Annotated in this window: 27 protein-coding genes; 8 read left to right on the top strand and 19 right to left on the bottom strand. The window is 75.7% G+C overall.

What is annotated here, in order from left to right; all coding sequences use genetic code 11:
• Positions 1 to 4: 4 nt before the first annotated feature.
• The 7 genes from ACI781_RS06415 to ACI781_RS06445 form a co-directional block, all read right to left on the bottom strand.
• On the bottom strand, positions 5 to 499 hold the full coding sequence (locus tag ACI781_RS06415) for a monooxygenase family protein (protein ID WP_456565242.1): 495 nt from the start codon (positions 497 to 499) through the stop codon (positions 5 to 7).
• Between the two features lie 78 nt (positions 500 to 577).
• Positions 578 to 1,060 carry a DUF4262 domain-containing protein gene (locus ACI781_RS06420; RefSeq protein WP_456565243.1) on the bottom strand — a complete coding sequence of 161 codons (483 nt, stop codon included), beginning with the start codon at positions 1,058 to 1,060 and terminating at the stop codon, positions 578 to 580.
• 130 nt (positions 1,061 to 1,190) lie between these two features.
• Entirely contained in the window at positions 1,191 to 2,162 is a 972-nt protein-coding gene (ligD, locus tag ACI781_RS06425) for a non-homologous end-joining DNA ligase LigD (protein ID WP_456565244.1), read from the bottom strand.
• Positions 2,163 to 2,222: 60 nt separating this feature from the next.
• Complete coding sequence (locus tag ACI781_RS06430; protein ID WP_456565245.1) at positions 2,223 to 2,960, bottom strand: MBL fold metallo-hydrolase; 738 nt, start codon at positions 2,958 to 2,960, stop codon at positions 2,223 to 2,225.
• Between the two features lie 96 nt (positions 2,961 to 3,056).
• Entirely contained in the window at positions 3,057 to 4,007 is a 951-nt protein-coding gene (locus ACI781_RS06435) for a PLP-dependent cysteine synthase family protein (protein ID WP_456565246.1), read from the bottom strand.
• Between the two features lie 42 nt (positions 4,008 to 4,049).
• A complete protein-coding gene (locus ACI781_RS06440; RefSeq protein ID WP_456565247.1) occupies positions 4,050 to 4,328 on the bottom strand; it encodes a MoaD/ThiS family protein in 279 nt (92 codons plus the stop codon).
• Positions 4,329 to 4,512: 184 nt separating this feature from the next.
• Positions 4,513 to 4,986, bottom strand: a complete 474-nt coding sequence (locus ACI781_RS06445; RefSeq protein WP_456565248.1) for a Mov34/MPN/PAD-1 family protein — start codon at positions 4,984 to 4,986, stop codon at positions 4,513 to 4,515.
• A 127-nt stretch (positions 4,987 to 5,113) separates the two neighbouring features.
• On the opposite strand from ACI781_RS06445, the gene ACI781_RS06450 reads away from it, so the two are divergent.
• Complete coding sequence (locus ACI781_RS06450; protein ID WP_456565249.1) at positions 5,114 to 5,470, top strand: hypothetical protein; 357 nt, start codon at positions 5,114 to 5,116, stop codon at positions 5,468 to 5,470.
• Here ACI781_RS06450 and ACI781_RS06455 read toward each other — a convergent pair.
• Together ACI781_RS06455 and clpS are read right to left on the bottom strand one after the other, a co-directional pair.
• Positions 5,409 to 5,906, bottom strand: a complete 498-nt coding sequence (locus ACI781_RS06455) for a DUF2017 family protein (RefSeq protein WP_456565250.1) — start codon at positions 5,904 to 5,906, stop codon at positions 5,409 to 5,411. The two genes, ACI781_RS06450 and ACI781_RS06455, sit on opposite strands and share 62 nt — an antisense overlap.
• Positions 5,903 to 6,199 carry an ATP-dependent Clp protease adapter ClpS gene (gene clpS / locus ACI781_RS06460; protein WP_456565251.1) on the bottom strand — a complete coding sequence of 99 codons (297 nt, stop codon included), beginning with the start codon at positions 6,197 to 6,199 and terminating at the stop codon, positions 5,903 to 5,905. The genes ACI781_RS06455 and clpS overlap by 4 nt, the downstream gene beginning before the upstream one ends.
• A gap of 94 nt (positions 6,200 to 6,293) precedes the next feature.
• On the opposite strand from clpS, the gene ACI781_RS06465 reads away from it, so the two are divergent.
• Positions 6,294 to 7,577: a nicotinate phosphoribosyltransferase gene (locus ACI781_RS06465; protein WP_456565252.1), complete on the top strand. Its 1,284-nt coding sequence runs from the start codon at positions 6,294 to 6,296 to the stop codon at positions 7,575 to 7,577.
• Entirely contained in the window at positions 7,574 to 8,176 is a 603-nt protein-coding gene (locus ACI781_RS06470; protein ID WP_456565253.1) for an isochorismatase family protein, read from the top strand. Before ACI781_RS06465 ends, ACI781_RS06470 begins: the two co-directional genes overlap by 4 nt.
• Before the next feature lie 78 nt (positions 8,177 to 8,254).
• On the opposite strand, the gene serB is transcribed toward ACI781_RS06470, so the two are convergent.
• From serB to ACI781_RS06490, 4 genes are all read right to left on the bottom strand, one after another.
• A complete protein-coding gene (gene serB / locus ACI781_RS06475) occupies positions 8,255 to 9,472 on the bottom strand; it encodes a phosphoserine phosphatase SerB (protein ID WP_456565254.1) in 1,218 nt (405 codons plus the stop codon).
• Between the two features lie 181 nt (positions 9,473 to 9,653).
• Positions 9,654 to 11,411, bottom strand: a complete 1,758-nt coding sequence (gene ctaD / locus ACI781_RS06480) for an aa3-type cytochrome oxidase subunit I (protein WP_456565255.1) — start codon at positions 11,409 to 11,411, stop codon at positions 9,654 to 9,656.
• A 67-nt stretch (positions 11,412 to 11,478) separates the two neighbouring features.
• The gene (locus ACI781_RS06485) at positions 11,479 to 12,339 is read right to left on the bottom strand and encodes a putative RNA methyltransferase (protein ID WP_456565256.1); all 861 of its coding nucleotides are present in this window, start codon (positions 12,337 to 12,339) and stop codon (positions 11,479 to 11,481) included.
• Positions 12,336 to 12,839: a metallophosphoesterase family protein gene (locus ACI781_RS06490; RefSeq protein WP_456565257.1), complete on the bottom strand. Its 504-nt coding sequence runs from the start codon at positions 12,837 to 12,839 to the stop codon at positions 12,336 to 12,338. The genes ACI781_RS06485 and ACI781_RS06490 overlap by 4 nt, the downstream gene beginning before the upstream one ends.
• Before the next feature lie 82 nt (positions 12,840 to 12,921).
• Here ACI781_RS06490 and ACI781_RS06495 point away from each other — a divergent pair, with 82 nt between their 5' ends.
• Positions 12,922 to 14,496, top strand: coding sequence for an MFS transporter (locus tag ACI781_RS06495; RefSeq protein WP_456565258.1), 1,575 nt, complete (start codon positions 12,922 to 12,924; stop codon positions 14,494 to 14,496).
• Between the two features lie 107 nt (positions 14,497 to 14,603).
• On the opposite strand, the gene ACI781_RS06500 is transcribed toward ACI781_RS06495, so the two are convergent.
• The 3 genes from ACI781_RS06500 to ACI781_RS06510 all read right to left on the bottom strand — a co-directional run bounded on the left by ACI781_RS06500 (position 14,604) and on the right by ACI781_RS06510 (position 18,072).
• Positions 14,604 to 15,566 carry a cytochrome c oxidase assembly protein gene (locus tag ACI781_RS06500; protein ID WP_456565259.1) on the bottom strand — a complete coding sequence of 321 codons (963 nt, stop codon included), beginning with the start codon at positions 15,564 to 15,566 and terminating at the stop codon, positions 14,604 to 14,606.
• Positions 15,567 to 15,687: 121 nt separating this feature from the next.
• A complete protein-coding gene (locus tag ACI781_RS06505; protein ID WP_456565260.1) occupies positions 15,688 to 16,659 on the bottom strand; it encodes a cation diffusion facilitator family transporter in 972 nt (323 codons plus the stop codon).
• 123 nt (positions 16,660 to 16,782) lie between these two features.
• The gene (locus ACI781_RS06510) at positions 16,783 to 18,072 is read right to left on the bottom strand and encodes a M23 family metallopeptidase (RefSeq protein WP_456565261.1); all 1,290 of its coding nucleotides are present in this window, start codon (positions 18,070 to 18,072) and stop codon (positions 16,783 to 16,785) included.
• A gap of 291 nt (positions 18,073 to 18,363) precedes the next feature.
• Here ACI781_RS06510 and ACI781_RS06515 point away from each other — a divergent pair, with 291 nt between their 5' ends.
• Both ACI781_RS06515 and ACI781_RS06520 read left to right on the top strand, forming a co-directional pair.
• Positions 18,364 to 19,545, top strand: a complete 1,182-nt coding sequence (locus ACI781_RS06515) for an alcohol dehydrogenase catalytic domain-containing protein (protein WP_456565262.1) — start codon at positions 18,364 to 18,366, stop codon at positions 19,543 to 19,545.
• A gap of 79 nt (positions 19,546 to 19,624) precedes the next feature.
• Positions 19,625 to 20,515, top strand: coding sequence for an oxidoreductase (locus ACI781_RS06520; RefSeq protein ID WP_456565263.1), 891 nt, complete (start codon positions 19,625 to 19,627; stop codon positions 20,513 to 20,515).
• 20 nt (positions 20,516 to 20,535) lie between these two features.
• Here ACI781_RS06520 and ACI781_RS06525 read toward each other — a convergent pair whose 3' ends face one another.
• From ACI781_RS06525 to ACI781_RS06535, 3 genes are read right to left on the bottom strand one after another with little or no spacing between them, the layout of a single operon-like run.
• Entirely contained in the window at positions 20,536 to 21,750 is a 1,215-nt protein-coding gene (locus ACI781_RS06525; RefSeq protein ID WP_456565264.1) for an MFS transporter, read from the bottom strand.
• A complete protein-coding gene (locus ACI781_RS06530; RefSeq protein ID WP_456565265.1) occupies positions 21,747 to 22,349 on the bottom strand; it encodes a TetR/AcrR family transcriptional regulator in 603 nt (200 codons plus the stop codon). Before ACI781_RS06530 ends, ACI781_RS06525 begins: the two co-directional genes overlap by 4 nt.
• A gap of 1 nt (position 22,350) precedes the next feature.
• Positions 22,351 to 23,652 carry a D-arabinono-1,4-lactone oxidase gene (locus tag ACI781_RS06535; protein ID WP_456565266.1) on the bottom strand — a complete coding sequence of 434 codons (1,302 nt, stop codon included), beginning with the start codon at positions 23,650 to 23,652 and terminating at the stop codon, positions 22,351 to 22,353.
• Between the two features lie 57 nt (positions 23,653 to 23,709).
• On the opposite strand from ACI781_RS06535, the gene ACI781_RS06540 reads away from it, so the two are divergent.
• Together ACI781_RS06540 and ACI781_RS06545 are read left to right on the top strand one after the other, a co-directional pair.
• Complete coding sequence (locus ACI781_RS06540) at positions 23,710 to 24,930, top strand: alanine racemase (protein ID WP_456565267.1); 1,221 nt, start codon at positions 23,710 to 23,712, stop codon at positions 24,928 to 24,930.
• A gap of 35 nt (positions 24,931 to 24,965) precedes the next feature.
• Entirely contained in the window at positions 24,966 to 25,355 is a 390-nt protein-coding gene (locus ACI781_RS06545) for a Fur family transcriptional regulator (RefSeq protein ID WP_456565268.1), read from the top strand.
• Positions 25,356 to 25,637: the final 282 nt, after the last annotated feature.

Here is a 25,637-nt window from a genome sequence, read left to right on the forward strand (position 1 = left end):
CCGGTCACTCCGCGGGGACGGCGTCCCGGTCGGCACGCCGCAGCCGCAACCGGGCGGAGCTGGTGCCGGTCAGCGGGACCGCCCGCCCGGCGGCGGCCAGCCCCTGCTCGGGCACGTCGCTGTAGACGGCCTCGTACTCGCCGGCGCGGACGAGGAACGTCTCGTGCCAGATGCCGGTCCGGCCCTGCGGGTCCCGCCGGTACCACTCCAGCCAGGTCGGGCGGTGCAGGTCGCCGGGGTCCCGGGCGAAGGCCTCCAGGTGCTCGAAGCTGCGCCAGTACTGGACGATCGTCGAGAACCCCGTCCGGTAGGCGAGCAGCCCCTTCTCCGGGTGCGCCACGAGGTCGGCGAGCATCGCCCCCATCCCGCGCCGCCGGCCGCCCAGGTCGAGGAAGCTGCTCGCCAGCAGCCACGGCCGGTTGAGCCGGGCACCGATCAGGAGGACGACGAAGTCGCCCTCGATCTCGGCGCCGAAGCGCCCGCGGTGGACCTGGGTCATGGCCTGCTCCTCGCCGACGGGACCCCCCGTGCCGACGCGATCCTCCACCTGGCGGTGAGCCCGCGGCACCCCCTCCGGTCACGCCGACCAGGTGCCCGGCCGCGGCTGGCCGCCGGGCGGCTCGGCGTAGCCGGCGTCCCAGGGGAAGCGGTCGGCGGCGTCGGGCCAGGTCAGCTGGCAGGCCGGGACGGAGAACTCGTCCGGCCGCCGGTACCAGCGGTTGGCGCCGAACAGGATGTCCCCGGGGTTGGGGCACACCTCGACCACCAGCCGCCCGGCGGACTCGCGGACCAGCAGCTCGCCGGGCAGCAGGTCCCGGCCGTCGGCGACCAGCCCGGCCGCCCACTGGAGCATGCCGTGCCCGACGGCGGCTCCCACCCCCACCACGACGAGCTCGGGGTGGCCGAGCCCGAAGAGCCCGATCGTGTACGAGAACGGTGGCTGGCCGGGTTCCTCCCCGGGGCCGACGTGCTGCACCGCCCAGCGGTGCTCGCGGATGACGGCGGCGAGGTGGGCGTCCTCCTGGTCGAGCCAGGCGGTGGTCTGCGGGTCGAGGGACATGGCGGCAGCGTGGCCGCCGCGGGCGACGTCCCGCCGGGCGGGCGCGGCACCGCTGTGGACGGCGGTCCGGTCGTGGACGGCGGCCCGGGACCGTCGGACCCCCGTGCCAGGGTGCCGCGCCCCGGGCGGCTCATCCCTCGTCCGCGGCCGCCCGCCTCTCCCGCGCCCGGCGCCGCCCCTCGTGCATGGCCGCGACCCGGGCGACGGGGATGGTGTGGCCCTCCGCGACCAGGTCGGCCGGCAGGAGCTGCGGCTCGGGCAGCGCGGCCGCCCACGGGTCGCCCGGCCCCAGCAGGTCGGCCGCCGTCCGCACCGTGACCCGGCGGGGATCGGCCGCGGCCAGGTCCGCCCAGCCGACCGGCGCGGACACCGGCAGGCCGGGCCGCACCCGGGGGCTGTAGGCGGCCACGATCGTCGACGTCCCCGAGCGGGTGGAGTCGACGAAGACCAGCCCGTGCCGGTCCTCCTTGATGTAGGCCGTCGTCGCCACCGCCGGGTCCAGCCGGGCGGCGCGGGCGGCCAGCGCGCGGGTGGCGGCCGCGGCGTCGGCCGGGTCGGCGTCGCGCACCGGCACCACCACGTGCAGGCCCTTCGCCCCGCTGGTCTTCGCCGCGCCGGCCAGGCCCGCGTCGGCCAGGGCCGCCCGCACCAGCTCCGCGGTCGCGACGACCGCGGCGAAGTCCCCGCCCTCCGGCGGGTCGAGGTCGAGCACCAGGCCGGTCGGCCCGGCGGCACCCGCCGGCAGGAACGGCACGTGGAACTCGACCGCCCGCTGGTTGGCCAGCCACAGCAGGGTGCGGCGGTCCTCGCACAGCACCTGGTGGATCTCCCGGTGGGTCGACGCCGACCACACCGGCACCGTGCGGACCCACGCCGGGGCGCCCTTGGGCACGTTGCGCTGCATGAACGGCGCCGACCCGGGGCGCACCCGCACGACCGACAGGGGCCGGCCGACCAGCAGCGGCACCAGCCGGTCGGCGAAGGTGTCCAGGTGGTCGACGAGCTCGCGCTTGGTGACCTCGAGCCCGTCGCCCAGCGGGGAGCCCAGCGAGGTCAGCCGGACGCCGTCGCGCTCGTCGTCGTCCCGCCCGTCGTCGGCCACCGGGTCACCGTGCCCGGCTCCGGGCCGCCGGGCAACCCGCTCCCCGCCGGGCGCCTCCGGTCAGACCGGGTAGGTGGCCCCCGGCGTGACCAGCTCCGCCGCGGGGAAGACCGCGCGGGCGCCGGCCAGCTGCGCCGCCGCGTCCACCCAGGACGGCACGTGCGTCACCAGCAGCCGGCCGACCCGCGCGGCTGCGGCCAGCTCCCCCGCCTGCCGGCCGGTCAGGTGCAGCGCCGGCGGCAGGTCGGGGACGTCGGGGTGCGCGGCCTCGGCCAGCAGGACGTCGACTCCCTCCGCCAGCCGCGCCACCCGGTCGCTCGGGCCGGTGTCGCCGGTGTAGACCAGCGACGAGCCGCCGGCGTCCAGGCGGACGGCGTGGCACTCGAGGGGGTGCTCGGTCCGGGCCGTGGTCAGCGTGAACGGGCCCAGCGTGGTGGTGGGCGGCGTCGGCTGGAACCGGAACACGTCCGTCAGCGGCCGGCCGCGCTCGTCGCAGACCTGCGCCAGCCGCTCCTCGGCGCCCGGCGGTGCGATCAGCGGGATGGGCCGGCGGGAGCTCAGCCCCGACCAGCGGTGCCAGACGACGAACGGGGCGACGTCCAGGCAGTGGTCGGCGTGCAGGTGGGTGAGGTAGACGGCGTCGACGGCGTCGGGGTGCACGACCGCCTGCAGCGGGCCGAACGCGCCGTTGCCCAGGTCGAGCAGCAGGCGGAAGCCGTCGTGCTCGACGAGGTAGCACGAGGCCGCCGACGCCGGGCCGGGCCCGCTGCCGGAGCAGCCCACGACGGTCAGCCTCATCGACACCGCCGCGTACCCATGACGGGGAAGGCTAGCGGCCCCGCCGCCGGGGCCCGCGCCGAGCCCGCGAGGGGTGCGGGGCGGCGGGGGCCCCGGTCACGCCCAGAGCTGGCCCTCCAGCGCGGCGGCCGCCTCGTCGAGCGTGCCGGCGTAGGCGCCGGTGGACAGGTACTTCCAGCCGCCGTCGCAGACGATGAAGACGATGTCGGCCGAGCGGCCGGCGGCGACCTCCTTGTCGGCGATGCCGAGGGCGGCGTGCAGGATCGCCCCGGTCGAGATGCCGGCGAAGATGCCCTCGCGCTCCACCAGCTGCCGGGTGCGGTGGATCGCGTCGTCCGGCCCGACGCTGAAGCGCGAGTCCAGCAGCGAGGCGTCGTACAGCTCGGGGATGAAGCCCTCGTCGATGTTGCGCAGTCCGTAGACGAGCTCGCCGTAGCGCGGCTCGGCGGCGATGACCTGCACCCCGGGCTTGTGCTCGCGGAAGTAGCGCGAGCAGCCCATGAGCGTCCCCGTGGTGCCCAGCCCGGCGACGAAGTGGGTGATCGACGGCAGGTCGGCGAGGATCTCCGGCGCCGTGCCCGTGTAGTGCGCCTCGGCGTTGGCCGGGTTGCCGTACTGGTAGAGCATCACCCAGTCGTCGTGCTCGGCGGCCAGCTCCTTGGCCATCGCCACGGCCTGGTTGGAGCCGCCGGCGGCCGGCGAGCTGATGATCTGCGCGCCGTACATCTCCAGCAGCTGCCGGCGCTCCACCGACGTGTTCTCCGGCATCACGCAGATCAGCCGGTAGCCGCGCTGCCGCGCGACCATGGCCAGCGAGATGCCCGTGTTGCCGCTGGTCGGCTCGAGGATCGTCGCCCCGGGCTGCAGCGAGCCGTCCTTCTCCGCCGCCTCGATCATCGAGATGGCCGCGCGGTCCTTGATCGACCCGGTCGGGTTGTGGTCCTCGAGCTTGGCCCACAGCCGGACGTCGGGGGTCGGCGACAACCGCGGCAGCCCCACGAGCGGGGTGCCGCCGAGGGAGTCGACGAGTGAGGCGTAGCGGGCCATGGGTGTGTACTCCGGGAGCGGGGAGGAGGGACGGCGGGCGGCTCAGCAGCCGCCGGCGACCGCCGGGAGGATCGTGACGGAGTCGCCGTCCTTGACCGAGGTGTCCAGCGCGCCGGTGAAGCGGACGTCCTCGTCGTTGACGTAGACGTTGACGAAGCGGTGCAGCTTGCCCTCCTCGGTGACGAGGCGGTTCTTCAGGCCGGGGTGCTGGCTGTCGAGGTCGTCGACGAGCGCGGCGAGCGTGGCGCCGCTGCCCTCGACGGTCTTGGCCCCACCGGTGTGGGTGCGCAGGATGGTCGGGATCCGGACCTCGATGGCCATGGCGTGCGGTTCTCCTCTGGGTCGTGCGGGGATGCGGGCACCGCTGCACGGCAGCGGGGGTGGTGCGTCTGTGCGGGCAACGCCCGGTCACCGTCAGGGATTCCGACGACGCGGGGTCGGCCCGTGGCCCCCTGCAGGGACCCGCGGCGCGCGGAGCGTGTCGCGGGGAGCAGGGGGTCCTTCCTCAGTCGTAGACGACGGTGGTCGGCGAGTGGCCGAACAGGTAGGACTCGACGACCTCGACGTCCTCCTCGGTCACCTGGCCGTCGACGATCCGGAAGCTGCGGAACTCGACCTCGTCGCCGGCCAGGCCGGTCTGCGTGCCGTGGTGACGGGTGGACACCAGCACGTAGTGCGCGTCGGGCTCGGACGCGTAGCTGATGTCGGTGCGCGAGGGGTAGGCCTCGGTGGCGGTGTGCGAGTGGTAGACGACGACCGGCACCTCGTCGCGGTCGTCCATGTCCCGGTACAGCCGCAGCAGGTCGCCGGAGTCGAACTCGTAGAACGTCGGCGAGCGGGCGGCGTTGAGCATCGGGATGAACCGCTCGGGCCGGTCGCTGCCCTCGGGACCGGCGACGACGCCACAGGCCTCGTCCGGGTGGTCCTCCCGGGCGTGGGCCACGATGGCGTCGTAGGTCGCGCGGTCGATGCGCAGCACGGGACCAGTCTAGGCGCCCGCCCCCGGCCGCCCGCGCCGTCCTCCGTCCGGGGGACCCCCGCGGCCGCCGGCGACGGCGGCGCAGTGGTCACGATCACAGGAGCGGGGACCGGATACGGTCGGTCACGTGCTCGTCGACATCCTCCTGGCCGCCGTGGTGGCGCTGCTGGCGCTGCCCGCGCTGGTCCTCGGCGCCCGCGGGCTCCTGCGGCGCGACGGGCGGTTCAGCGGCGCCCCCGGTGCCGACCGCGCGTCGCTGGTCGTCCTGGTGACGCTGCGGGTGCTGGCCCTCGTGCTCCTGCTCGGCGCGGCGGGCCTCACGCTGCTGTCGACGATCGGTGCCGCCGTCCGCGACGTCGACCTGCACGGTTTCGTCTACGTGTTCTTCGCCCTCAGCGTGCTGCTGGCGGTGCTGGTGCTGGTCACCTTCGGCCGGCGCGCCCGGCGGCGAGGGCCTCGACGAGCGAGCCCTGCACGGCGGTGAGCCAGTAGTAGACGGCCAGCTGCTGGTCGGCCTCGGTCACCAGCTCCGCCGGCGGCTCGCTGTCGGCCCGGACGTCCAGCCGGGTGCCCAGCGCCAGCCGCAGGTCGTTGCTCGTGCGCAGCCAGGCCGCGGCCTGGTCGGCGTCCAGCCGGACCGGGCCGCCGTCGGCCGGCAGCGTGGCGCGGACGGTCGCCAGGTCGTCGGCCTTGCCCGCCACCAGGCCCTCGCGGGTCAGCTCGCGGTAGTCCGCGGCCAGGCGCGGGTCGCCCCGGTGCCCCTCGGGCAGCAGCCGGGCCAGCACCTCGTCGTCGGCGACGTCGTCCTCACCGGCGGACAGCAGCTGCTCCAGCTGGTCCAGCAGCAGCCCGACGATCCCGGCCTCGGCGGGGTCGAGGCGGGCGACGTACGCCGCGCCCCGGCGGCGGAACGGCTTCATGCGTCCTTCTGGTAGCTGGCCCACAGCCCGTAGGCGTGCAGCCGGCTGGTGTCGTGCTCCATGCGCTCCCGCGGGCCGGAGCTGACCACGGCCCGCCCCTCGTGGTGCACCTGCAGCATCAGCTCGGTCGCCTTCGCCTCGTCGTAGCCGAACAGCTCCTGGAAGACGTAGGTCACGTAGGTCATCAGGTTCACCGGGTCGTCCCACACGATGGTGACCCAGGGACGGTCGAGGTCGTTCTCCTCCTCGACGACGGTCTGCGGCGACCGTGTCGGCGCGAGCGGTCCGGCCACGCCGTAGAGCTTAGGACGCCACCACTGCCCGGCCACGCCCCAGGACGCCGCCGCCCACCGGGTCCGCGGGCCGCGCCGTGCCTAGGCTCGGCCCATGCCGACCGGAACCGCCCTGCTCACCGACCGGTACGAGCTCACCATGGTCGCCGCCGCCCTGGCCGACGGCACCGCCGGCCGCGACTGCGTCTTCGAGGTGTTCTCCCGGCGGCTGCCGCACGGCCGGCGCTACGGCGTGGTCGCCGGCACCGCCCGGCTGCTGGAGGCGCTACCGGCCTTCCGCTTCGGCGACGAGGAGCTCGCGACGCTGCGCGCGCAGGGGGTGACCGACGGGCGGCTGCTGGACTGGCTGGCCGACTTCCGGTTCAGCGGGGACGTCGACGGCTACGCCGAGGGCGAGTTCTTCTTCCCCGGTTCCCCCGTGCTCACCGTGCGCGCGTCCTTCGCCGAGGGCGTGCTGCTGGAGACCCTCGTGCTCTCCGTGCTCAACCACGACAGCGCGATCGCCTCGGCCGCGGCGCGGATGGTCGGCGCCGCCTGCGACCGGCCCTGCATCGAGATGGGCTCGCGCCGCACGCACGAGGCCGCGGCCGTGGCGGCGGCCCGGGCCGCGTCGCTGGTCGGCTTCGCCGCCAGCTCCAACCTGGAGGCCGGCCGCCGCTACGGGGTGCCCACGACCGGCACCAGCGCGCACGCCTTCACGCTGCTGCACGACGACGAGGCCGCGGCCTTCCGCGCGCAGGTCGCCACCCTGGGCACCGGGACGACGCTGCTGGTCGACACCTACGACGTCGAGCAGGGCATCCGCACCGCGGTCGAGGTGGCCGGCCCGGAGCTGGGCGCCATCCGGCTGGACTCCGGCGACCTGCCCACCCTGGCCACCCGCGCCCGCGAGCTGCTGGACTCCCTCGGCGCGACGTCGACCCGCATCATCGTGACCAGCGACCTGGACGAGTACGCCATCGCCGGGCTGATGGCGGCGCCGGTCGACGGCTACGGCGTCGGCACCTCGCTGGTGACGGGGTCGGGCGCCCCGACCGCGGGGATGGTCTACAAGCTGGTCGAGCGCGACGGCGTCCCGGTCGCCAAGCGCTCGGAGGGCAAGAACTCCGTCGGCGGGCGCAAGTGCGCCGTCCGCCGGCACGACGCCTCCGGCACCGCCACCGCCGAGATCGTGTGCCACGGGCCCGTCGAGCGCGAGGACGGCGACCGGGAGCTGGTCGTCGAGCTCGTCCGCGACGGCGTGCCGTGCCGGGAGCTGTCCCCGCCCGACGCGCTGGCCGAGGCCCGGGCACACCACCGGCGCGTGCGGGCGACCATGCCGGCGGAGGCGTTCGCGCTGTCCCGCGGCGACTGCGCCATCGAGACCGTCCACCCGTGACCGACGACCCGACCGGAGGCCCCGCGATGACCCGCGCCCTGCTCGTGATCGACGTGCAGAACGACTTCTGCGAGGGCGGCAGCCTGGCCGTCGCCGGCGGCGCCGACGTCGCCGCCGCGATCAGCGACCACGTCCGGACGGCGGCCGGCGACTACGCCCACGTCGTGGCCACCCGCGACCACCACGTGGACCCGGGCGCCCACTTCTCCCCCACCCCCGACTTCGTGGACAGCTGGCCGGCGCACTGCGTGGTCGGCACCGACGGGGTGGAGCTGCACCCGAGGTTGGACCGGGGCCCGATCGAGGAGGTCTTCGACAAGGGGCACCACACCGCGGCCTACTCCGGCTTCGAGGCGCACTCGGACGGGACGCCGCTGGCCGAGTGGCTGCGCGCCCGCGGCGTGGACGCCGTCGACGTCGTCGGCATCGCCACCGACCACTGCGTGCGGGCCACAGCCCTGGACGCCGTCGCCGAGGGCTTCGCCACCCGGGTGCTGCTCCCGCTCACCGCCGGGGTCGCCGAGGCGACCACCGAGGCCGCGCTGGACCAGCTCCGCCGCGCCGGCGTCGAGCTCCAGGGCTCGGTGCACCGCGCCTGACGCCGCTTCTGCGGTGTTCCTCGTGCTCCCGCGGTGCTGCAGCACCGCGGGAGCACGGACACCACCGCACGAGCACGCCTACATCGCGTCCAGCACCTCGTCGCGGGTGAAGCCCAGGACCTGCAGGACGGCGTCCAGGTAGGGCTGGTTGAGCGCGGTGTGCGCCTGCTCGCGCACGACCGGCTTGGCGTTGAACGCGATGCCCAGCCCGGCGGCGTTGAGCATGTCCAGGTCGTTGGCGCCGTCACCCACCGCCACGGTCTGCTCCAGCGGGATGCCGTGCTCGCCGGCGAACCGGGCCAGGGCCCGCGCCTTGCCGGGCCGGTCCACGATCTCCCCGACCAGTCCGCCGGTGAGCCGGCCGTCGGCGACCTCGAGGGTGTTCGCGGCGGCGAAGTCGAGCCCGAGGCTCTCCGCGAGCGGGTCGGTGATCTGGGTGAACCCGCCGCTGACGATGCCGCAGCGGAACCCCAGCCGCTGCAGCGTGCGGATGAGCGTCCGCGCCCCGGGGGTGAGCACGAGCGCCTCGCGGACCTCGTCGAGCACCTCCACGGGCAGCCCGGCCAGGGCCCCGACGCGGGCGCGCAGCGACTCGGCGAAGTCGAGCTCGCCGTTCATCGCCGCGGCCGTGATGCGCGCGACCTCCGCCGCCCGGCCGGCCCGGGCGGCGAGCTCGTCGATGACCTCCCCGCGGACGAGGGTGGAGTCGACGTCGAGCACGATCAGCCGCTTGCTGCGGCGGGCGAGCCCGACCCGCTCCACGGCGATGTCGGTGCCGGTCTCGGCGGCGACGGCGGCCAGCACGGTCCGCAGCTCGGTCGCCTCGGCGCCGGACACGGTCAGCTCGATGCTGGTCACCGGGTAGTCCGACAGCCGGCGGATCGCGTCGATGTTGGCCCCGGCCCCGGCGATGGCAGTGGCGGCGCCGGCCACGGCGGCCGGGGTGACCGGGCGGCCGAGCAGGATCACGTGGTGCGGCCGGTCGGCGGCGGAGCGGCCGGCGGCGTCCGCACCGGGGCCGACCGCCTCGACCGTGACCTGCATGCCGCTGTCCGCGGCGACCCGCCCGGCGACCCGGGACAGCTCGGCCACCAGGGTGTCGCCCCCGTCCCCCTCGCCGGCCGCGACGACCACCCCGAGGACGAGCTGGCCGTGCACCACCACCTGCTCGACGTCGAGCACCTCGACGGCCGGGCCGCGGCCGGGGGCCGACAGCGCCGTGAACAGCTGGGCGGTCACCCCGGGCCGGTCCGGCCCGCTGACCGTGAGGACGGCGGCCGGCGCGGAGCGGGTCACGGGCGGGAGCGTGCGGGGGGTGGGGTCCAGCGACACGCGGTCATCGTGCCGCACCGCCGGGAGCACCCCTGCCACCGCCCCGTCGCCCCGGCGGTACCCCGCGGACGACGGCGACGCCCCGCCGGCCGGGGCCGACGGGGCGTCGCGGGGATCTGCTGCGGCCCCGGTGCGGGGCCGCCGATCAGGTGGGGTCGGGGTCGTTGGGACCCTGACGCCGGCCGGCGGACAGGCCGACCTCGCTGACCCCGGCGTACGGCTCGTGCCGCTTGCCGACGTGCGCCTCGCGGTGCAGTCGCTCGATGAGGTGCGGGTAGTGCGCCTCGAACGCCGGCCGCTCGGAGCGGATCCGCGGGATGGCCACGAAGTTGTGCCGCGGCGGCGGCGACGAGGTCGCCCACTCCAGCGAGTTGCCGTGGCCCCACGGGTCGTCGCGCAGGGCGAGCTGCCCGTGCTTCCACGACTTGACCACGTTGTAGACGAACGGGATCAGGGAGGCACCGAGCACGAACGAGAAGATCGTCGAGACCACGTTCAGCGTCGTGAACCCGTCCATCTCCTGGTAGTTCACGTAGCGGCGCGGCATGCCCTCGCCGCCCAGCCAGTGCTGCACCAGGAACGTGCCGTGGAAGCCGATGAAGGTCAGCCAGAACTGCAGCTTGCCCAGGCGCTCGTCCATCATCCGGCCCGACATCTTCGGGAACCAGAAGTAGACGCCGGCGTAGGCGGCGAACACCACGGTGCCGAAGACCACGTAGTGGAAGTGAGCGACGACGAAGTAGCTGTCGTTCAGGTGGAAGTCCAGCGGCGGGCTGGCCAGCAGCACACCGGTCAGGCCACCGAGGAGGAACGTGATCATGAAGCCCAGCGAGAACAGCATCGGCGTCTCGTAGGTCATCTGACCGCGCCACATGGTGCCGATCCAGTTGAAGAACTTGATGCCGGTCGGCACGGCGATCAGGTAGGTCATGAAGGCGAAGAACGGCAGCAGCACGGCGCCGGTCGCGTACATGTGGTGCGCCCAGACCGCGACCGACAGGACGGCGATCAGCAGGGTCGCGCCGACCATGCCCTTGTAGCCGAACAGCGGCTTGCGGCTGAACACCGGGATGATCTCGGTGACGATGCCGAAGAACGGCAGCGCGATGATGTAGACCTCGGGGTGGCCGAAGAACCAGAACAGGTGCTGCCACAGCATCGCCCCGCCGTTCTCGCGGGAGAAGATCAGCGACCCGAGGTTCCGGTCGGCCAGCATGCCCATGATCGCCGCGGTGAGGATCGGGAACGCGAACAGGATCAGCAGGCTGGTGACCAGCGTGTTCCAGGTGAAGATCGGCATCCGGAACAGCGTCATGCCCGGCGCCCGCAGGCAGATGATCGTGGCGATGAAGTTGACGCCACCGAGGATCGTGCCCAGACCGCTGACCGCCAGACCCGAGAACCACAGCGTCGCACCGGCGCCGGGCGAGTGGACCGCGTCGGACAGCGGCGCGTAGGCGTACCAGCCGAAGTCGGCGGCGCCGCTCGGGGTCAGGAAGCCCGACACCGCGATGGTCGAGCCGAAGAGGAACAGCCAGTACGACAGCGCGTTCAGCCGCGGGAACGCGACGTCGGGCGCGCCGATCTGCAGCGGCATGATCAGGTTCGCGAACGCGAAGAACAGCGGCGTCGCGAACATCAGCAGCATGATCGTGCCGTGCATGGTGACCAGCTGGTTGTACTGCTCCGGCGAGAGGTACTGCAGCCCCGGCTGCGCCAGCTCCCCGCGCATCAGCATGGCCATCAGGCCGCCGATCGCGAAGAAGACGAACGAGGTGACCAGGTACATCAAGCCGATGGTCTTGTGGTCGGTGGTCCGCAGCAGGTTCGAGAGCCGCGACCCCTTCTCGACCTCGCGAGCTGGGCTGGGCCTGCTCACGATCGGAGCCGGTGCGATCGTCACGCCTGCAGCGTAGACGGTGCCGGGGACGTACCTCTCGCCGACGCCGGGGCTCCGGGTCACGGTGCGGTCACGGGCGGGCGGACCAGCTGCTGACCTGCACCGCGACGGTCACCCGCACCGGCTCCGGCAGGGTCGCGATCGCGGCCGCCAGCCGGTCCGGGGACAGGTGGCGGGCGTGCGGGCCCATGCCGACGAGCGTGCCCACCGCCGCCCGGGACAGGAGCAGCTCCTCGCGGTGCGTCGCGGTCCCCCCGGGCACCAGGTGCGGCGCGAGCGTCGCCGACAGCCGCGCGTCCTTGTCCGGGTCGACCCGCAGCAGGCCCAGGGGGGCGACCAGCTCGGCCAGGTGCTCGGGGGCGGGCGTGACCACCACCAGCCGCCCGCCGGGGGCCAGCACGCGGGCGGTCTCCGGCCCGTTGCGGGGCGCGAAGACGCCGAGCACCCGGTCGACGGCGGCGTCGCGCACCGGCAGGCGCGCCCAGGCGTCGCCGACGACGGCCAGCGCCCGCGGGGACGCCGCGGCCGCGCGCCGGGCCGCGTAGCGGGAGGCGTCCAGCACCACGCCCGCCGCACCGGGCAGCCGGTCCAGCACCGCGGCCAGGTGGTGGCCGGTGCCCCCGCCGAGGTCGAGCAGGGTGCCGGGGCGCTCCCCCGCCAGGACGGCGTCCCCCAGGGCGGCGGTGACCCCGGCGAAGGCGCCGGAGCCGAGGAAGGCGACGCGGTCGGCGACCATCGCGGCGGAGTCCCCCGCCGCCGGCGTCCGGCCGGGCGGCAGGAGGGTGACGTGGCCCTGCCGGGCCCGGTCGAAGGAGTGCCCGGCCGGGCAGGTCAGCCCGGCGTCCCCGGGGAGCGCGGCCAGCGGCTCGGTGCACACCGGGCAGGCCAGCAGCTCGACCGCGGCGGCGGGGAACGGCCGCCGCCCGCTCACCGCGGGACCGGGTGCAGCGTCACGTCGCGCAGCACCCCGCCGTCGGCGACGGCGGTGAGGAAGGTGCCGTGCGGCTGGCGGCGGCGGTCGGTGGGCGAGCCGGGGTTCAGCAGTCGCAGCCCGCCGGGCGCCGTGGTGTCCCACGGGATGTGGCTGTGGCCGAACAGCAGCACGTCGTCGTCCGGGAACCGGGCGGCGCAGCGGGTCTCGCGCCCCTTCGCGTCGCCGGTCTCGTGGACGACGGCCAGCCGCACGCCCCCGACCTCGGCCCGGGCCACCTCCGGCAGCCGCTCGCGCAGCGGCCCGTGGTCGTTGTTGCCGTACACCGCGAGCAGCCGGCGCGCCCGCCGCTCGACCTCGTCGAGCAGGGCGACGTCGACCCAGTCCCCCGCGTGGACGACGAGGTCGGCCGCCTCGATCGCCTCCCAGAGGACGAGAGGTAGGTCACGCGACCGCTTGGGGACGTGCGTGTCGGCAGTCACCACCAGCGAAACGGGCACGACGCGATCGTCGCAGGCCGATAACTTGCCCGACCGGGCCGACGACCTCGGCCCTCCCTGCCACCCCCCGAGGAACCACTCCATGTCCGACCGCACGTCCACCGCCGCAGGCGCGCCTCCCGCGTCCGGCGACCCCTATCCCCGCCGCTGGCTGGCGCTCGGCGTCATCGCGCTGACCGTCCTGCTGGTGATCCTCGACGCGACGATCGTCAACATCGCGCTGCCGGCGGTCTCGGCCGACCTCGACATCTCGTCGGCGTCCCAGCAGTGGATCGTCACCGCGTACACGCTCACCTTCGGCGGCTTCCTGCTGCTCGGCGGCCGCATCGCCGACTTCTGGGGCCGCAAGCGCACCTACCTGGTGGGCGCGGCCGGCTTCGCCATCGCGTCCGCCCTCGGTGGAGTCGCGCAGAACGAGGCCATGCTGTTCGCCGCCCGGGCCCTGCAGGGCGCCTTCGGGGCGCTGCTCGCCCCCGCGTCGCTCGCGCTGATCACCGTCCTGTTCACCGACGCCCGGGAGCGGGCCAAGGCCTTCGCCGTGTACGGCGCGATCGCCGGCGGCGGCTCGGCCGTCGGCCTGCTGCTCGGCGGCGTGCTCACCGAGTACGCCGACTGGCGCTGGTGCTTCTGGGTGAACCTGCCCGTGGCGCTGCTCGCGATCGTCCTGGCCGTGCCGATCGTCCCGGAGAGCCGCGCGCCCGGGGACACGAAGTACGACATCCCCGGCGCGGTGCTGATCACGCTCGGCCTGGCGTCGGTCGTCTACGGCTTCACGCGGGTCGCCGAGACCTCCCAGACCAACGCGGCCGAGGCCGCGGCGGCCAACGAGGCCGCGCAGGGCACCGGCGCCCCGATCGTCGTCCCCGACAGCGGCTGGACCGACGGCCTCGCCTGGGTGTTCATCGTGCTCGGGGTGGCGCTGGTCGTGGCGTTCGTCCTGTTCGAGCGGCGGGTGCGCAACCCGCTCATGCCGATCCGCCTGGTCGCCGACCGCAACCGCGGCGGCGCCTACCTGACCGGCGCTCTGGTCGGGGCGGGCCTGCTGGGGGCGTTCTTCTTCCTGAGCCTCTACTTCCAGCAGGTGCTGCAGTACAAGCCGGTGCACGCCGGGCTCGCCTCGCTGCCGACGACGCTGGGCGTGCTCATCGCCGCCGGTGCCGCCAGCGCGCTGGTGGTCCGGACCGGGCCCAAGCCGCTGATGGTCGCCGGTGGCCTGCTGGCCGCGGGCGGCCTGTTCCTGCTCAGCTTCGTCGACCTGGACACCGGCTTCTGGGCCGTGCCGTTCCCCGCGCAGCTGCTGCTGGGCCTGGGCCTGGGCTTCACGATGGTGCCGCTGTCCAACCTGGCGCTGCTGGGCGCCGGGGAGCACGACGCCGGCGCGGCCAGCGCGCTGCTGAACGCCACCCAGCAGGTCGGGGCCTCGATCGGCACGGCGCTGCTGGCCAGCCTCTCGGTCGGCGCCACGAGCGCCGCGCTCGCCGACCTCGTCGCCGACGGGGACCCGCAGGCCCCCGTCGCGGCGCAGGTCGAGGGCTACACGACCGCCTTCACCTGGGCGTCGCTGCTGCTGCTGGCCGGAGCCGTGGTGTCCGCGGTGCTGATCAAGGCGACGAAGGAGGACCTGCCCGCCGACGCGGCCCCGGTCCACGTGGGCTGACCCGCCGGACGGCGTCCTCCCTCACCGGGGCGCGTCCTCCCGCACCGTGCGACGGAGCGGGGGGACGCGCCCCGTCCCGTTCGGGTGGTCCCCCGCGCGGCGGGGGGTCAGCGCTCGGCGGCCAGGCTGCGCAGCCGCGCGTTGTAGGCCTCCAGCTCGGCGTCCTCGGTGCGGTCGGCGGCCCGGTCCGAGCGCCGGGCCCGCCGCTCCTCCGAGCCCATCCACGAGAACAGCACGACGGCGAGCACGAGGGCGGTCGGCAGCTCGCCGAACGACCAGGCGATGCCCCCGGCGACCCCCTGGTCGGCGAGCGGGTCGATCCCCCACCCGGCCGGCGGGTTCGCGAAGCTCTCCACCACGAGGCTGGTCGCCATCATCACGGCGACGCCGAAGAAGGCGTGGAACGGCACGGGGGCCAGCAGCTCCAGCATCCGGCCGCCGTGCCCGACCTGGCGGGGCCAGGGGTCCTGGGCGAGGACCGGCCCGAAGAACAGCAGCCCGGTGACCACGAAGTGGGCGAGCATGAACTGGTGGCCGATCGGGTCGGACATCAGCGCGTCGAACAGCGGCGTGAAGTAGACGCCGTAGAGGCTCGCGATGAACAGCGGCACGGTGAACAGCGGGGACGCCACCGCGCGCGCGAGCCGGCTGTGCAGCGCGTCCAGCAGCAGCGCGCGGGGCACGCCGGCCCCTCCCCGCCCGCGCGGCAGCGTGCGCAGCGCCAGCGTCACCGGCGCCCCGACCAGCAGGAACAGCGGCGTGAGCATCGACAGCACCATGTGCTGGGTCATGTGGACGCTGAACAGCACCATGCTGTAGCCGTTGAACCAGGTGCCGGTGACGGCGAACAGGGAGACGGTGCCGGCCACCCAGGAGGCGGTCCGCCAGCCCGACCAGCGGACGCCGGTGCGGCGCAGCCGGACGACGGCGACCAGGTAGAGCACCAGCGCGAGCACGCTGAGCACCGGCAGGACCGACCAGGCGTCCAGGTGCGGCAGGAACAGCCGCCCGGGCGAGGGCGGCTCGGCCGGCACCCACATGCCCTCGTGGTGCCCGTGTCCGTGGTCCACCGATGTCCTCCAGCCCGCGCCGACGTCGCCCCCACTGTCCCACCACGGGGACGTGATGGAACGGCCACGCTCCGGGGGCCCGCGCCGAGCCTGCGAGGCGTGGGGGGAGCGTGGTCCTCCTTCAGTCGTGGACCGGGGCCTCGTGCGCGGCGTGCGTGGCCGCCTCGAGCTGGAAGGTGCAGTGCGCGACGTCGAAGCAGTCGCCCAGGCAGGCGCAGAGGGCATCGAGCACGCGGCCGCCGTGCCCGCCGTCGAGCGCCTCGTCGGTGACGACGACGTGCGCCGAGAGCACCGGCAGCCCGGAGGTGATGGTCCAGGCGTGCAGGTCGTGGACGGCGACCACGCCCTCGACGCCCAGGATGTGCGCGCGCACCGCCTCGAGGTCGACCCCGCGCGGGGCGGCCTCCAGCAGCACGTCCAGGGCCTCGCGCAGCAGCGACCACGCCCGCGGCAGCACCAGGCAGCCGATGAGCACCGAGGCGACCGTGTCGGCCGGGGTCCAGCCGGTGAGCGCGATGACGCCGCCCGCGACGAGGACCGCCACCGACCCGAGGGCGTCGGACAGCACCTCGAGGTAGGCGCCCCGGACGTTCAGCGACTCCCCCCGGCCGCGGTGCAGCAGCGCCAGCCCCAGCAGGTTGACCAGCAGACCGGCGCCGGCCGCGAGCAGCATCACCCCGGCGTGCACCTCGGGCGGGTCCCCGACGCGGCGCACGGCCTGCACCAGCACGTAGCCGCCGACCGCCAGCAGCAGCAGCCCGTTGGCCACGGCGGCGAGGATCTCCACCCGCTGCCAGCCGAAGGTGCGGCGTCCGCGCGGGGGGCGCTGGGCCAGTGACACGGCGCCGAGGGCCAGCCCGATGCCCAGGGCGTCGGTGGCCATGTGCCCGGCGTCGGCCAGCAGCGCCAGCGACCCGGAGACGACGGCCCCGACGACCTCGGCCAGCAGGACGGCGAGGGTGAGCCCCAGGACGACCGCCAGCCGGCGCCGCTGACCGCCCGCGGCGGTGCCGTGGACGTGTCCGTGGGCGTGGCCGTGGCCGTGGCCGTGCGTGCGGGACGGCGCGGCGCGGTGCCCGGAGTCGGCCACCATCAGCGGCTCCCCTCCTCGGTCCGGCACACGTTCCGAGTGTGCCGCACCTCGGACCGCTCTACCGGCCCCCGTGCAGGGGCCCGCCGCGAGCGTGCGAGCGGTGGGGGGCACGGGGGTCCTTCATCAGATCTGGACGCCGCGCTCCCGCAGCCACGGGATGGGGTCGACCTTCTGGCCGTCGAGGCCGCCGACGTGCACCTCGAAGTGCAGGTGCGGGCCGGTCGACTGACCGCGGTTGCCCAGCAGCGCGATGGTGTCGCCGGCGCGGACGACCTGGCCCGGCTGCACCAGGATCTCGTCCATGTGGCCGTAGACGGTGACGTCGCCGTTGTGGTGCTGGATGTAGACGGCGAGGCCGAAGCCGCTGGCCGGGCCGGCCTCGAGCACCACGCCGTCCATCGCCGCGTACTCGGGCGTGCGCATGGGGGCGGCCAGGTCGATGCCGGCGTGCAGCGTGCCCCAGCGGGCACCGAACCCGCTGGTGAGGCGGGCGCCCTGGACCGGCAGGACGGCGTCGGGCCGGGCGGCCTCGGCGATGGCCGCGGCGGCCGCCTGGTCGGCCTCGTTCTGCGCGAGGGCGGCGGTGAAGCGGTCGAGGTCGCGCGCGGCCCGGCTGGACGCGATCTCGCCCAGGCGCTGCGTGTCCACCCCGGCCGGCGCCGGCGGGACGCTGCCCTCGATGCCCAGGGCCCGGGCGACGCTCACCGACTCGCTGACCGGCGGAGCGGACTCGGCCTGGGCGGGGGTGTCGCTGCCGGTCACCACGCCGAGGCCGGCCGCGGTGACGAGCGCCGCGGCCACGCACAGGGCGGGACGGCGGCGCACCAGCGCCCGGTGGCGACCGCGGCCGGCGGTGACGACAGGCACCGTGCAGCGCTCCTCGGCCTCGGCGGCCTCGGCATCGGTGACCTCGGCCTCGGCGACCTCGGCATCGGCGACCCGGGGCTCGACGACCTCGGGCTCGGCAGCCGGCGTCGGGGCGGTCTCCGGCGGGGTGATCTCCGCCAGGCCGGCCAGCGCGGTGGCCTCGGCGAGGCCGCTGAGGTCGGCCAGGTCACCGGCCTCGGTGAGGCGCGACTCCTGCGGGAGCGCCGCCGCCACGGGCCGGGGCCGGCGTGCGGCGGCGGCGCGGGCGCCGGCCGCCGTCCAGGAGCCGGCCCGGGCCGTGGCGCGCCGGGCGGTGCGGGCCGCGCGGGCGGCCACGGAGCGCACCGACGGGCGCGCGGCGCCGCCCGTCCCCCTCGTCGGCGCCGCACCCCCCGGGCGCTGCGCGGGGATGGTCGGGAGGACCTCCGCCCGGGCCGCTGCGGGGCGTCCGGAGGACGCCTCCCGCGGGCCGTCGAGGGGGGTGCCGGAGCCCGGAGCGGGCACCGCCGCCTCGTCGAGGACGGGGTCGTGGTGGAGCTGGGACATGCACCTGTCTTCCGCAGGGGACAAGGACGTGTTGCGTGTGGTCCGGGAAGAGGACGGGAGCCATGTAAACACGCCGTGACCGGTTCGTGATCTGCGACCGGGGGTATGAGCTGCGGGTTCTGTGGGATTGGCCACGGACCTGCGGCGGTGGATGTCGACGCTCCGTCGAACCCGTGTCACGCATCGTGAGTGACTCGCCGGTTGAACGTTGGACGAGGGAGAAAGCATCGACACACCGGGCAGGAGGCCCTGGTCGGACCACGCCGACGTCGAGTACGAGGAGCCCTCCCCATGCGCGCAGTGACCTGGCACGGCCGAGCCGACGTCCGGGTGGACACGGTCCCCGACCCGACGATCCAGGAGCCCACCGACGTCGTCATCGAGGTGACCTCGAGCGGCATCTGCGGCTCGGACCTCCACCTCATCGAGGTGATGGCGCCGTTCATGAGCGTCGGTGACGTCATGGGCCACGAACCGATGGGCGTCGTCCGCGAGGTCGGCCGGGACGTGACCGCCGTGCAGCCCGGCGACCGCGTCGTCGTCCCCTTCAACATCTCCTGCGGCACGTGCTGGATGTGCTCGCAGGGGCTGCAGTCCCAGTGCGAGACCACGCAGAACCGCGACCAGGGCTACGGCGCCTCGCTGTTCGGTTACACGAAGCTGTACGGGCAGGTGCCCGGCGGCCAGGCCGAGTACCTGCGGGTGCCCTTCGGCAACACCCTGCCGATCAAGGTCCCCGAGGGGCTGCCCGACGACCGGTTCGTCTACCTCTCCGACGTCCTGCCCACCGCCTGGCAGGCCGTGCAGTACGCGGCGGTCCCGCCGGGCGGCACGCTGCTGGTCCTCGGGCTCGGCCCGATCGGTGACATGTGCACCCGGATCGCCCACCACCTGGGCATCGAGAAGGTGTACGCGTCCGACGTCGTGCCCGAGCGCATCGCGCGGGCCACCGCTCGCGGCACCGAGGTGATCCGCTCGACCGACCAGGCCGAGGTGCTGCAGGCCATCCAGGACGCGACCGACGGGCGCGGCGCCGACGCCGTCATCGACGCGGTCGGCATGGAGGCCCACGGCTCGCCGCTGGCCTCCCTCGCCCAGAAGGCGACCGCGATCGTGCCGGACGCCGTCATGGAGAAGGTCATGCAGGTGGTCGGCGTCGACCGGCTGGCCGCGCTCAACACCGCGATCGAGGCCGTCCGCCGCGGCGGCACGATCTCGCTGTCGGGCGTCTACGGCGGCGCCACCGACCCGCTGCCGCTCATGCGGATGTTCGACAAGCAGATCCAGCTGCGCATGGGCCAGGCCAACGTCTGGCGCTGGGTGCCCGACATCCTGCCGATCCTCACCGAGGGGGACCCGCTGGGCGTGGACGACTTCGCCACCCACCACGTCCCGCTGGAGCAGGCGCCCGAGGCCTACGCGAACTTCCGGGAGAAGAAGGACGGCGCCGTGAAGGTGCTGCTCACCCCCTGAGCCGGCCGGGGCGGGGTGCGGACGCGCCCCGCCCCGACACCCGCGCGCATGGCCCGCGCCGGGCGGGTAGGAGCGGGGCATGACGATCGACGCGACCCGCTCCGGCCGGTTCCTCCTCGGCGACCGGCAGGTGAACCGCATCGGCTACGGCGCGATGCAGCTGGCCGGCCCGCACGTGATGGGGCCGCCCGCCGACCGGGCCGCGGCGATCGCCGTCCTGCGGCGCGCGGTGGAGCTGGGCGTCGACCACGTCGACACCAGCGACTACTACGGACCGCACGTGACCAACGAGGTGCTGCGCGAGGCGCTGCACCCCTACGACGGGCTCATGGTCGTCACCAAGGTCGGGGCGCGGCGCACCCCGGACGGGGCGTGGCCCGAGGCGCTGTCGCCCGACGAGCTGCGCTCGGCGGTGCACGACAACCTGCGCAACCTCGGCGTCGACGTCCTCGACGTGGTCAACCTGCGGATGCCGGGGTTCGACGCGCCGGTGCAGCGCTCGCTCGCCGAGCCGTTCGAGGCCCTCGCCGAGCTGCGGGAGCAGGGGCTGGTCCGGCACCTGGGGGTCAGCAACGTGACGCCGCAGATGCTGGCCGAGGCCCGGGGCATCGCGCCGGTCGTGTGCGTGCAGAACCACTACAACCTCGTGCACCGCGACGACGACCCGCTGGTCGACGCCCTGGCCCGCGAGGGCATCGCCTACGTGCCGTTCTTCCCGCTGGGCGGGTTCAGCCGGATCCAGTCCGCGGCGCTGGAGGCCGTCGCGCGCCGGCTGGAGACGACGCCGATGCAGGTGGCGCTGGCCTGGCTGCTGGCCCGCAGCCCCAACGTCCTGCTGATCCCCGGGACGTCGTCGGTCGCCCACCTGGAGGAGAACCTGCAGGCCGGCGCCCGCGTCCTCGGCCCCGTCGAGATGCAGGAGCTCGACCGCATCGGCGGCACCGGTGAGCCGGATCCGCCGACGCGGTAGACCCGGCCGCCGGGGACGCCTCAGGGGACGGAGCGGATGCGGGAGACCGACGCGGCCCCCAGCACCGTCGCCAGCCCGGCGAGGGTGAACAGCGTCCCGTAGCCGGCGACGCTGATGACCAGGCCCGCCAGCAGCGGCGCCAGGGCCTGCGGCGCGACGAGCGCGACGTTCATGACCCCGAGGTCGGCGGCGAGCGTCCGCGCGTCGGGCAGCACCTGGGTCACCAGCGCCTGGTCGACCGCGGTGTAGGCCCCGTACCCGGCGCCGAGCAGCACGCCGGCCACCAGGGCCGCCGGCCACGAGGGGACGGCGACCAGGACGGCGCAGGCCAGCGCCTGGAGCACCGCGGCGCCGCCGACGAACACCCGGCGCCGGCCGGTCCGGTCCGACAGCACCCCGCCGCCCCAGGCCGCGGCGACGGTGGTGACCAGGTACACGAGCGTCAGCACCAGCAGCGAGCCCTCGGGGTCGGCCACCCGCAGGCCGTCGTCGAGGAAGTACAGGAGGTACGTCGTCCCCAGGGCGTTGCCGAGGCTGACCAGCAGCCGGCCGCCGAAGGCCCAGGCGTAGTCGGCCGACTGCGTCACGGCGGCCCAGGTCGCCCGGAGCGCGGCCCCGGGCGAGGCCGGCCGGCCGCCGGGACCCGGCGCGGGGTCGCGCGAGCGCAGCAGCCACGGGACGGCGGCGGCCACGAGCAGCACCGCCAGGGCGGGGAAGCCGGCCGCCGCCTCCCCGCCCACCGCGGTCACCAGCACCAGCCCGGCCACGATGCCCAGCGCCTGCGGGGCGAAGACGGCCGCCGAGACCGCCGCGCGCTGCTCGGGCGGCACCTGGTCGGCGATGGTGGCGGTGAGGCCGGCCATCGCCGCGTACATGCCCAGCTGCGCGACCAGCCAGGTGAGCGCCAGGACCCGCCAGTCCCCGGCGGCCGCCGACAGCAGGAGGCCGGCCGCGTACCCGGCGACCCCGCCGGCCACCCAGACCCGGCGCCGTCCCAGGCGGCTGCGGGTCCGGTCGCACAGGGCGCCGAACACCGGCAGCGCGACGAGGGCCGCCACCCCGGCCAGCCCGTTGACCAGGGCCAGGTCGCGGACGTCGTGCGCGGGGTCCAGCTCGTCGAGGCGCACCGGCAGCAGCAGCTGCACCGGGGCGAGCTGGGCGGCCCACAGGCCCAGCCAGGCCAGGCCGAAGCGCAGGGTCCAGGCGCGGCCGATGCGGGCCGGCGCCGTGGTCACGGCGCGGGCTCGGCGTAGCCGGCGACGAGCTGGTCGACGGTGGCCTCGAGCACGGCGCGGGTGGCGGCGGTGTCGCGGTCGGCCAGCCAGGTCGTCGTCGCCCCGTCGACCACGGTCACCAGCAGCCGCGCCGGGGCGGCGACCGGCTCCCGCCAGGCGCGCCCGGTGAGCCGGGCGGCGGACTCCAGCAGCTCGGCGGCCGCCGCGGCGTAGGCCCGGTACTGCTCGGCGGCGGCCGGCCGCAGCCGGGGGTCGCGCAGCGCGTGCAGGGTCAGCTCGAGCATCAGCTGCTCGGCGCCGGGATCGGCCTCCAGGTGGGCCAGGTAGCCGTGGGCGGCGGACCGCAGGCAGCCGGCGAGGCCCTCGGTGGGGTCCAGCCCGGCGGTGGCGGCCTCGAGCTCCCGGCCCACGACGCGGCGCACGAGCTCACCGAGCAGCTCGTCGCGGGACCGGAAGGCGTAGTGGAAGCTCGCCAGCGACATCCCCGCCTCGGACACGATGGCGCGGGTCGTGCCGGCGGCGAGCCCGTCGCGGCCCATCACCCGCAGGGCGGCCTCCAGCAGCGCCTCCCGGCGCTCGGCCACGGGCAGCCGCGGCACGTCAGCGCCCTCCGAACAGCGTGTCCAGGTGCGCGTTCGCCAGCACGCCCCCCGGGTCGAGCCGGTCGCGCAGGGCGGTGAACTCGGCGAACCGCGGATAGCGGGCGGCCAGGGTGGCCGCGTCGAGGGAGTGCAGCTTGCCCCAGTGCGGCCGGCCGCCGACCGCGCCGGCGATCGCCTCGAACGCGGCGAAGTACTCCCCGGGCTCGCTGCGGGCGGGCACGTGGACGGCGACGTAGGCGGTCGCGCGGCCGGAGGCGGTGGACAGCGGGACGTCGTCGGCGGCGGCCACCCGGACCTCGACCGGCAGCGGCACCCGCCAGTCGGCGGCGTCGACGGCGCGGCGCAGCTCGGCCAGCACCTGGGGCGCCGCCTCCCGGGGGACGGCGTACTCCATCTCGCGGAACCGCACGCGGCGGCGGGAGACGAAGACCCGGTGGGACGCGTCGGTGTAGGTGCGGTCGCCGATCGCCCCCGCCGCGAAGCGGGCCAGCGGCGCGACCACCCCCGGCACCCGGCGGCCGGCGGCGACGACGACGGCGAGGCCGGCGTTGGCGAGCACCTCGTCGTCCCAGAACGCGCGCGGCCGGGACAGCGGTGCCGCCTCCGCCGTCGGCACGCGGGTGTTGCACTTGGTCAGGCACCGGTCGGTGTGCGGGAACCAGTAGAACTCGACGTGGTCGGTGGAGGACATGAAGCCCTCGAAGTCGGCCAGCAGGTCCGGCAGCCGGGCGGTCCCCTCCACGGCCCGCAGGGCGAAGGCGGGGACCGCCTGCAGGGTCACCGTGTCGAGCACCCCGAGCGCGCCGAGGGAGACGCGGGCGGCGGAGAAGACCTCCGGGTGCTCGTCGGCCGAGCAGCGCAGCACCTCCCCCGCCGCGGTGACCAGCTGCAGGCCGCGCAGCTGGGTGGCCAGCCCGCCGAACGCGGCGCCGGTGCCGTGCGTGCCGGTGGACAGCGCGCCGGCGACGGTCTGCCGGTCGACGTCGCCGAGGTTGGTCAGCGCCCAGCCGCGGGCGGCGAGCTCGGCGTTGAGCCGGTGCAGCGGCATCCCCGCCTGGACGGTGACCAGCCCGGTCGGGCCGACCTCGAGCAGCTCGGCGTGCCGGTCGAGGGCCAGGGCGACGTCGTCGGGGCGGCCGACGGCGGTGAACGAGTGCCCGCTGCCCAGGGGCCGCACCCGCCGGCCCGCGGCGGCGGCGGTGGTGAGAGCCTCGGCCAGCGCGGCGGTGCCCGAGGGGTGCAGCACCGTCACGCCCGTCGCGCGCTGGTTGCCCGCCCAGTTCCGCCAGGTCACGGTCATCGCGGCAGCATATGGGACACTTGACCCACTCGGGGCCGGCGCGCATGCTGCCGATCCGTGACCACCCCTCCGCGAGACGACGCCGCCCGCGCCCGGCTGGACGCCGCGACGGCCGACCTCGACCCGCCGCTGGCCGTGCTCGACCTGGACGCGCTGGACGCCAACGCCGCGGACCTGGAGCGCCGGGCCGCGGGCCGGCCGATCCGGGTGGCGAGCAAGTCGGTGCGCAGCCGCCCGGTGCTGCGGCGGGTGCTCGCCCGGCCGGGGTTCGCCGGGGTGCTCGCCTACACCCTCGCCGAGGCCCTGTGGCTGGCCAGCGGGGACGACCCGGTGTCCACCGACGTGGTGGTCGGCTACCCCACGGCCGACCGGTCGGCGCTGCGCGCGCTCACCGCCGACCCGGCGCTGGCCGCGCGGGTCACGCTGATGGTGGACGCGACCGAGCAGCTGGACCTGGTCGACGCCGTCGCGGCGCCGGCGGTGCGGCCACCGGTGCGGGTCTGCCTCGACCTGGACGCGTCCCTGCGCGCGGCCGGCGGCCGGGTGCACGTCGGCGTCCGCCGGTCGCCGGTGCACAGCCCGGCGCAGGCGGCGGCGCTGGCCCGGGCGGTGGCGGAGCGGCCGGGGTTCCGGCTGGCCGGGCTGATGTCATACGAGGCACAGGTGGCCGGGGTGCAGGACGCGCCGCCGGGCCGCCCCCTGCGCGGCCTGGCGGTGCGCGGGGTGCAGGCGGTGTCGGTGCGGGAGCTCACCGAGCGCCGCGCCCTGGCGGTCGCGGCCGTCCGCGCCGTGGCCGACCTGGAGTTCGTGAACGGGGGCGGCACCGGCAGCCTGGAGACGACGGCGGCCGATCCGGCGGTGACCGAGCTGGCCGCCGGCTCGGGGCTGTACTCCCCCACCCTGTTCGACGGGTACCGCGCCTTCCGGGGGCGGCCCGCCGCGCTGTTCGCCCTCCCGGTGACCCGCCGGCCGGCGCCGGGGACCGTCACGGTCGGCGGCGGCGGCTGGATCGCCTCCGGCCCGCCCGGGCGCGACCGCCTGCCGGCGCCGGTGCACCCGGCGGGTCTGCGGTTGGTCGGCACCGAGGGCGTCGGGGAGGTGCAGACCCCGCTGCGCGGGCCGGCCGCCGAGCTGTTGCGGGTGGGCGACCGGGTGTGGTTCCGGCACGCGAAGGCCGGCGAGCTGGCCGAGCACGTGCGGGAGCTGCACACCCTGGCCGGGGACCGGCTGACCGGCGCCGTCGCCACCTACCGCGGGGAGGGCCGCTCCTTCGGCTGATCCGGCCGCCGCGGGGGGCGTGCCACGATGGACCGGTGACCCGGCCGACTCCCCAGCGTGACGCCATCAAGCTGCTCTTCGCCGACCTGGACGGCTTCCACAGCGCCCAGGACGTCTACGCGAAGCTGCGCGCGGCGGGCGGCAAGGTCGGCCTGTCCACGGTGTACCGGGCGGTGCAGTCCCTGGCCGACGACGGCGAGCTGGACTCGATCCGCACCGACAGCGGCGAGGCGCTCTACCGCCGCTGCAGCAGCCAGCACCACCACCACCTGGTCTGCCGCTCGTGCGGTCGCACGGTCGAGGTCGCCGGCCCGGCCGTCGAGCGCTGGGCCGACGAGGTGGCCGGCGAGCACGGGTTCGCCGACGTCAGCCACACCCTGGAGATCTTCGGCACCTGCGCCGACTGCCGGGCCGCCGGGAACTGAGTCCCGGCGGCCCGCGTCGCGGCCCCGAGTCCGGGGACGCCGTCAGCCGCGGCGGCGGGCGGCCAGCCCCAGGCCGAGCCCCGCGATCCCGGCGAGCAGCCCGGCGATCCCGACCACGAGCGCCGTCACCGCCAGGCCCGACCCGTCGGAGTCGTCGTCCTGGGGGGGGGGGGGGGGGGGGGGGGGGGGGGGGGGGGGGGGGGGCGCGGCGCCGGGCGCCGGGGGGGGGGGGGGGGGGGGGGGGGGGGGGGGGGGGGGGGGGGGGGGGGGGGGGGGGGGGGG

The sequence above is a fragment of the Blastococcus sp. SYSU D00695 genome (assembly GCF_054050555.1).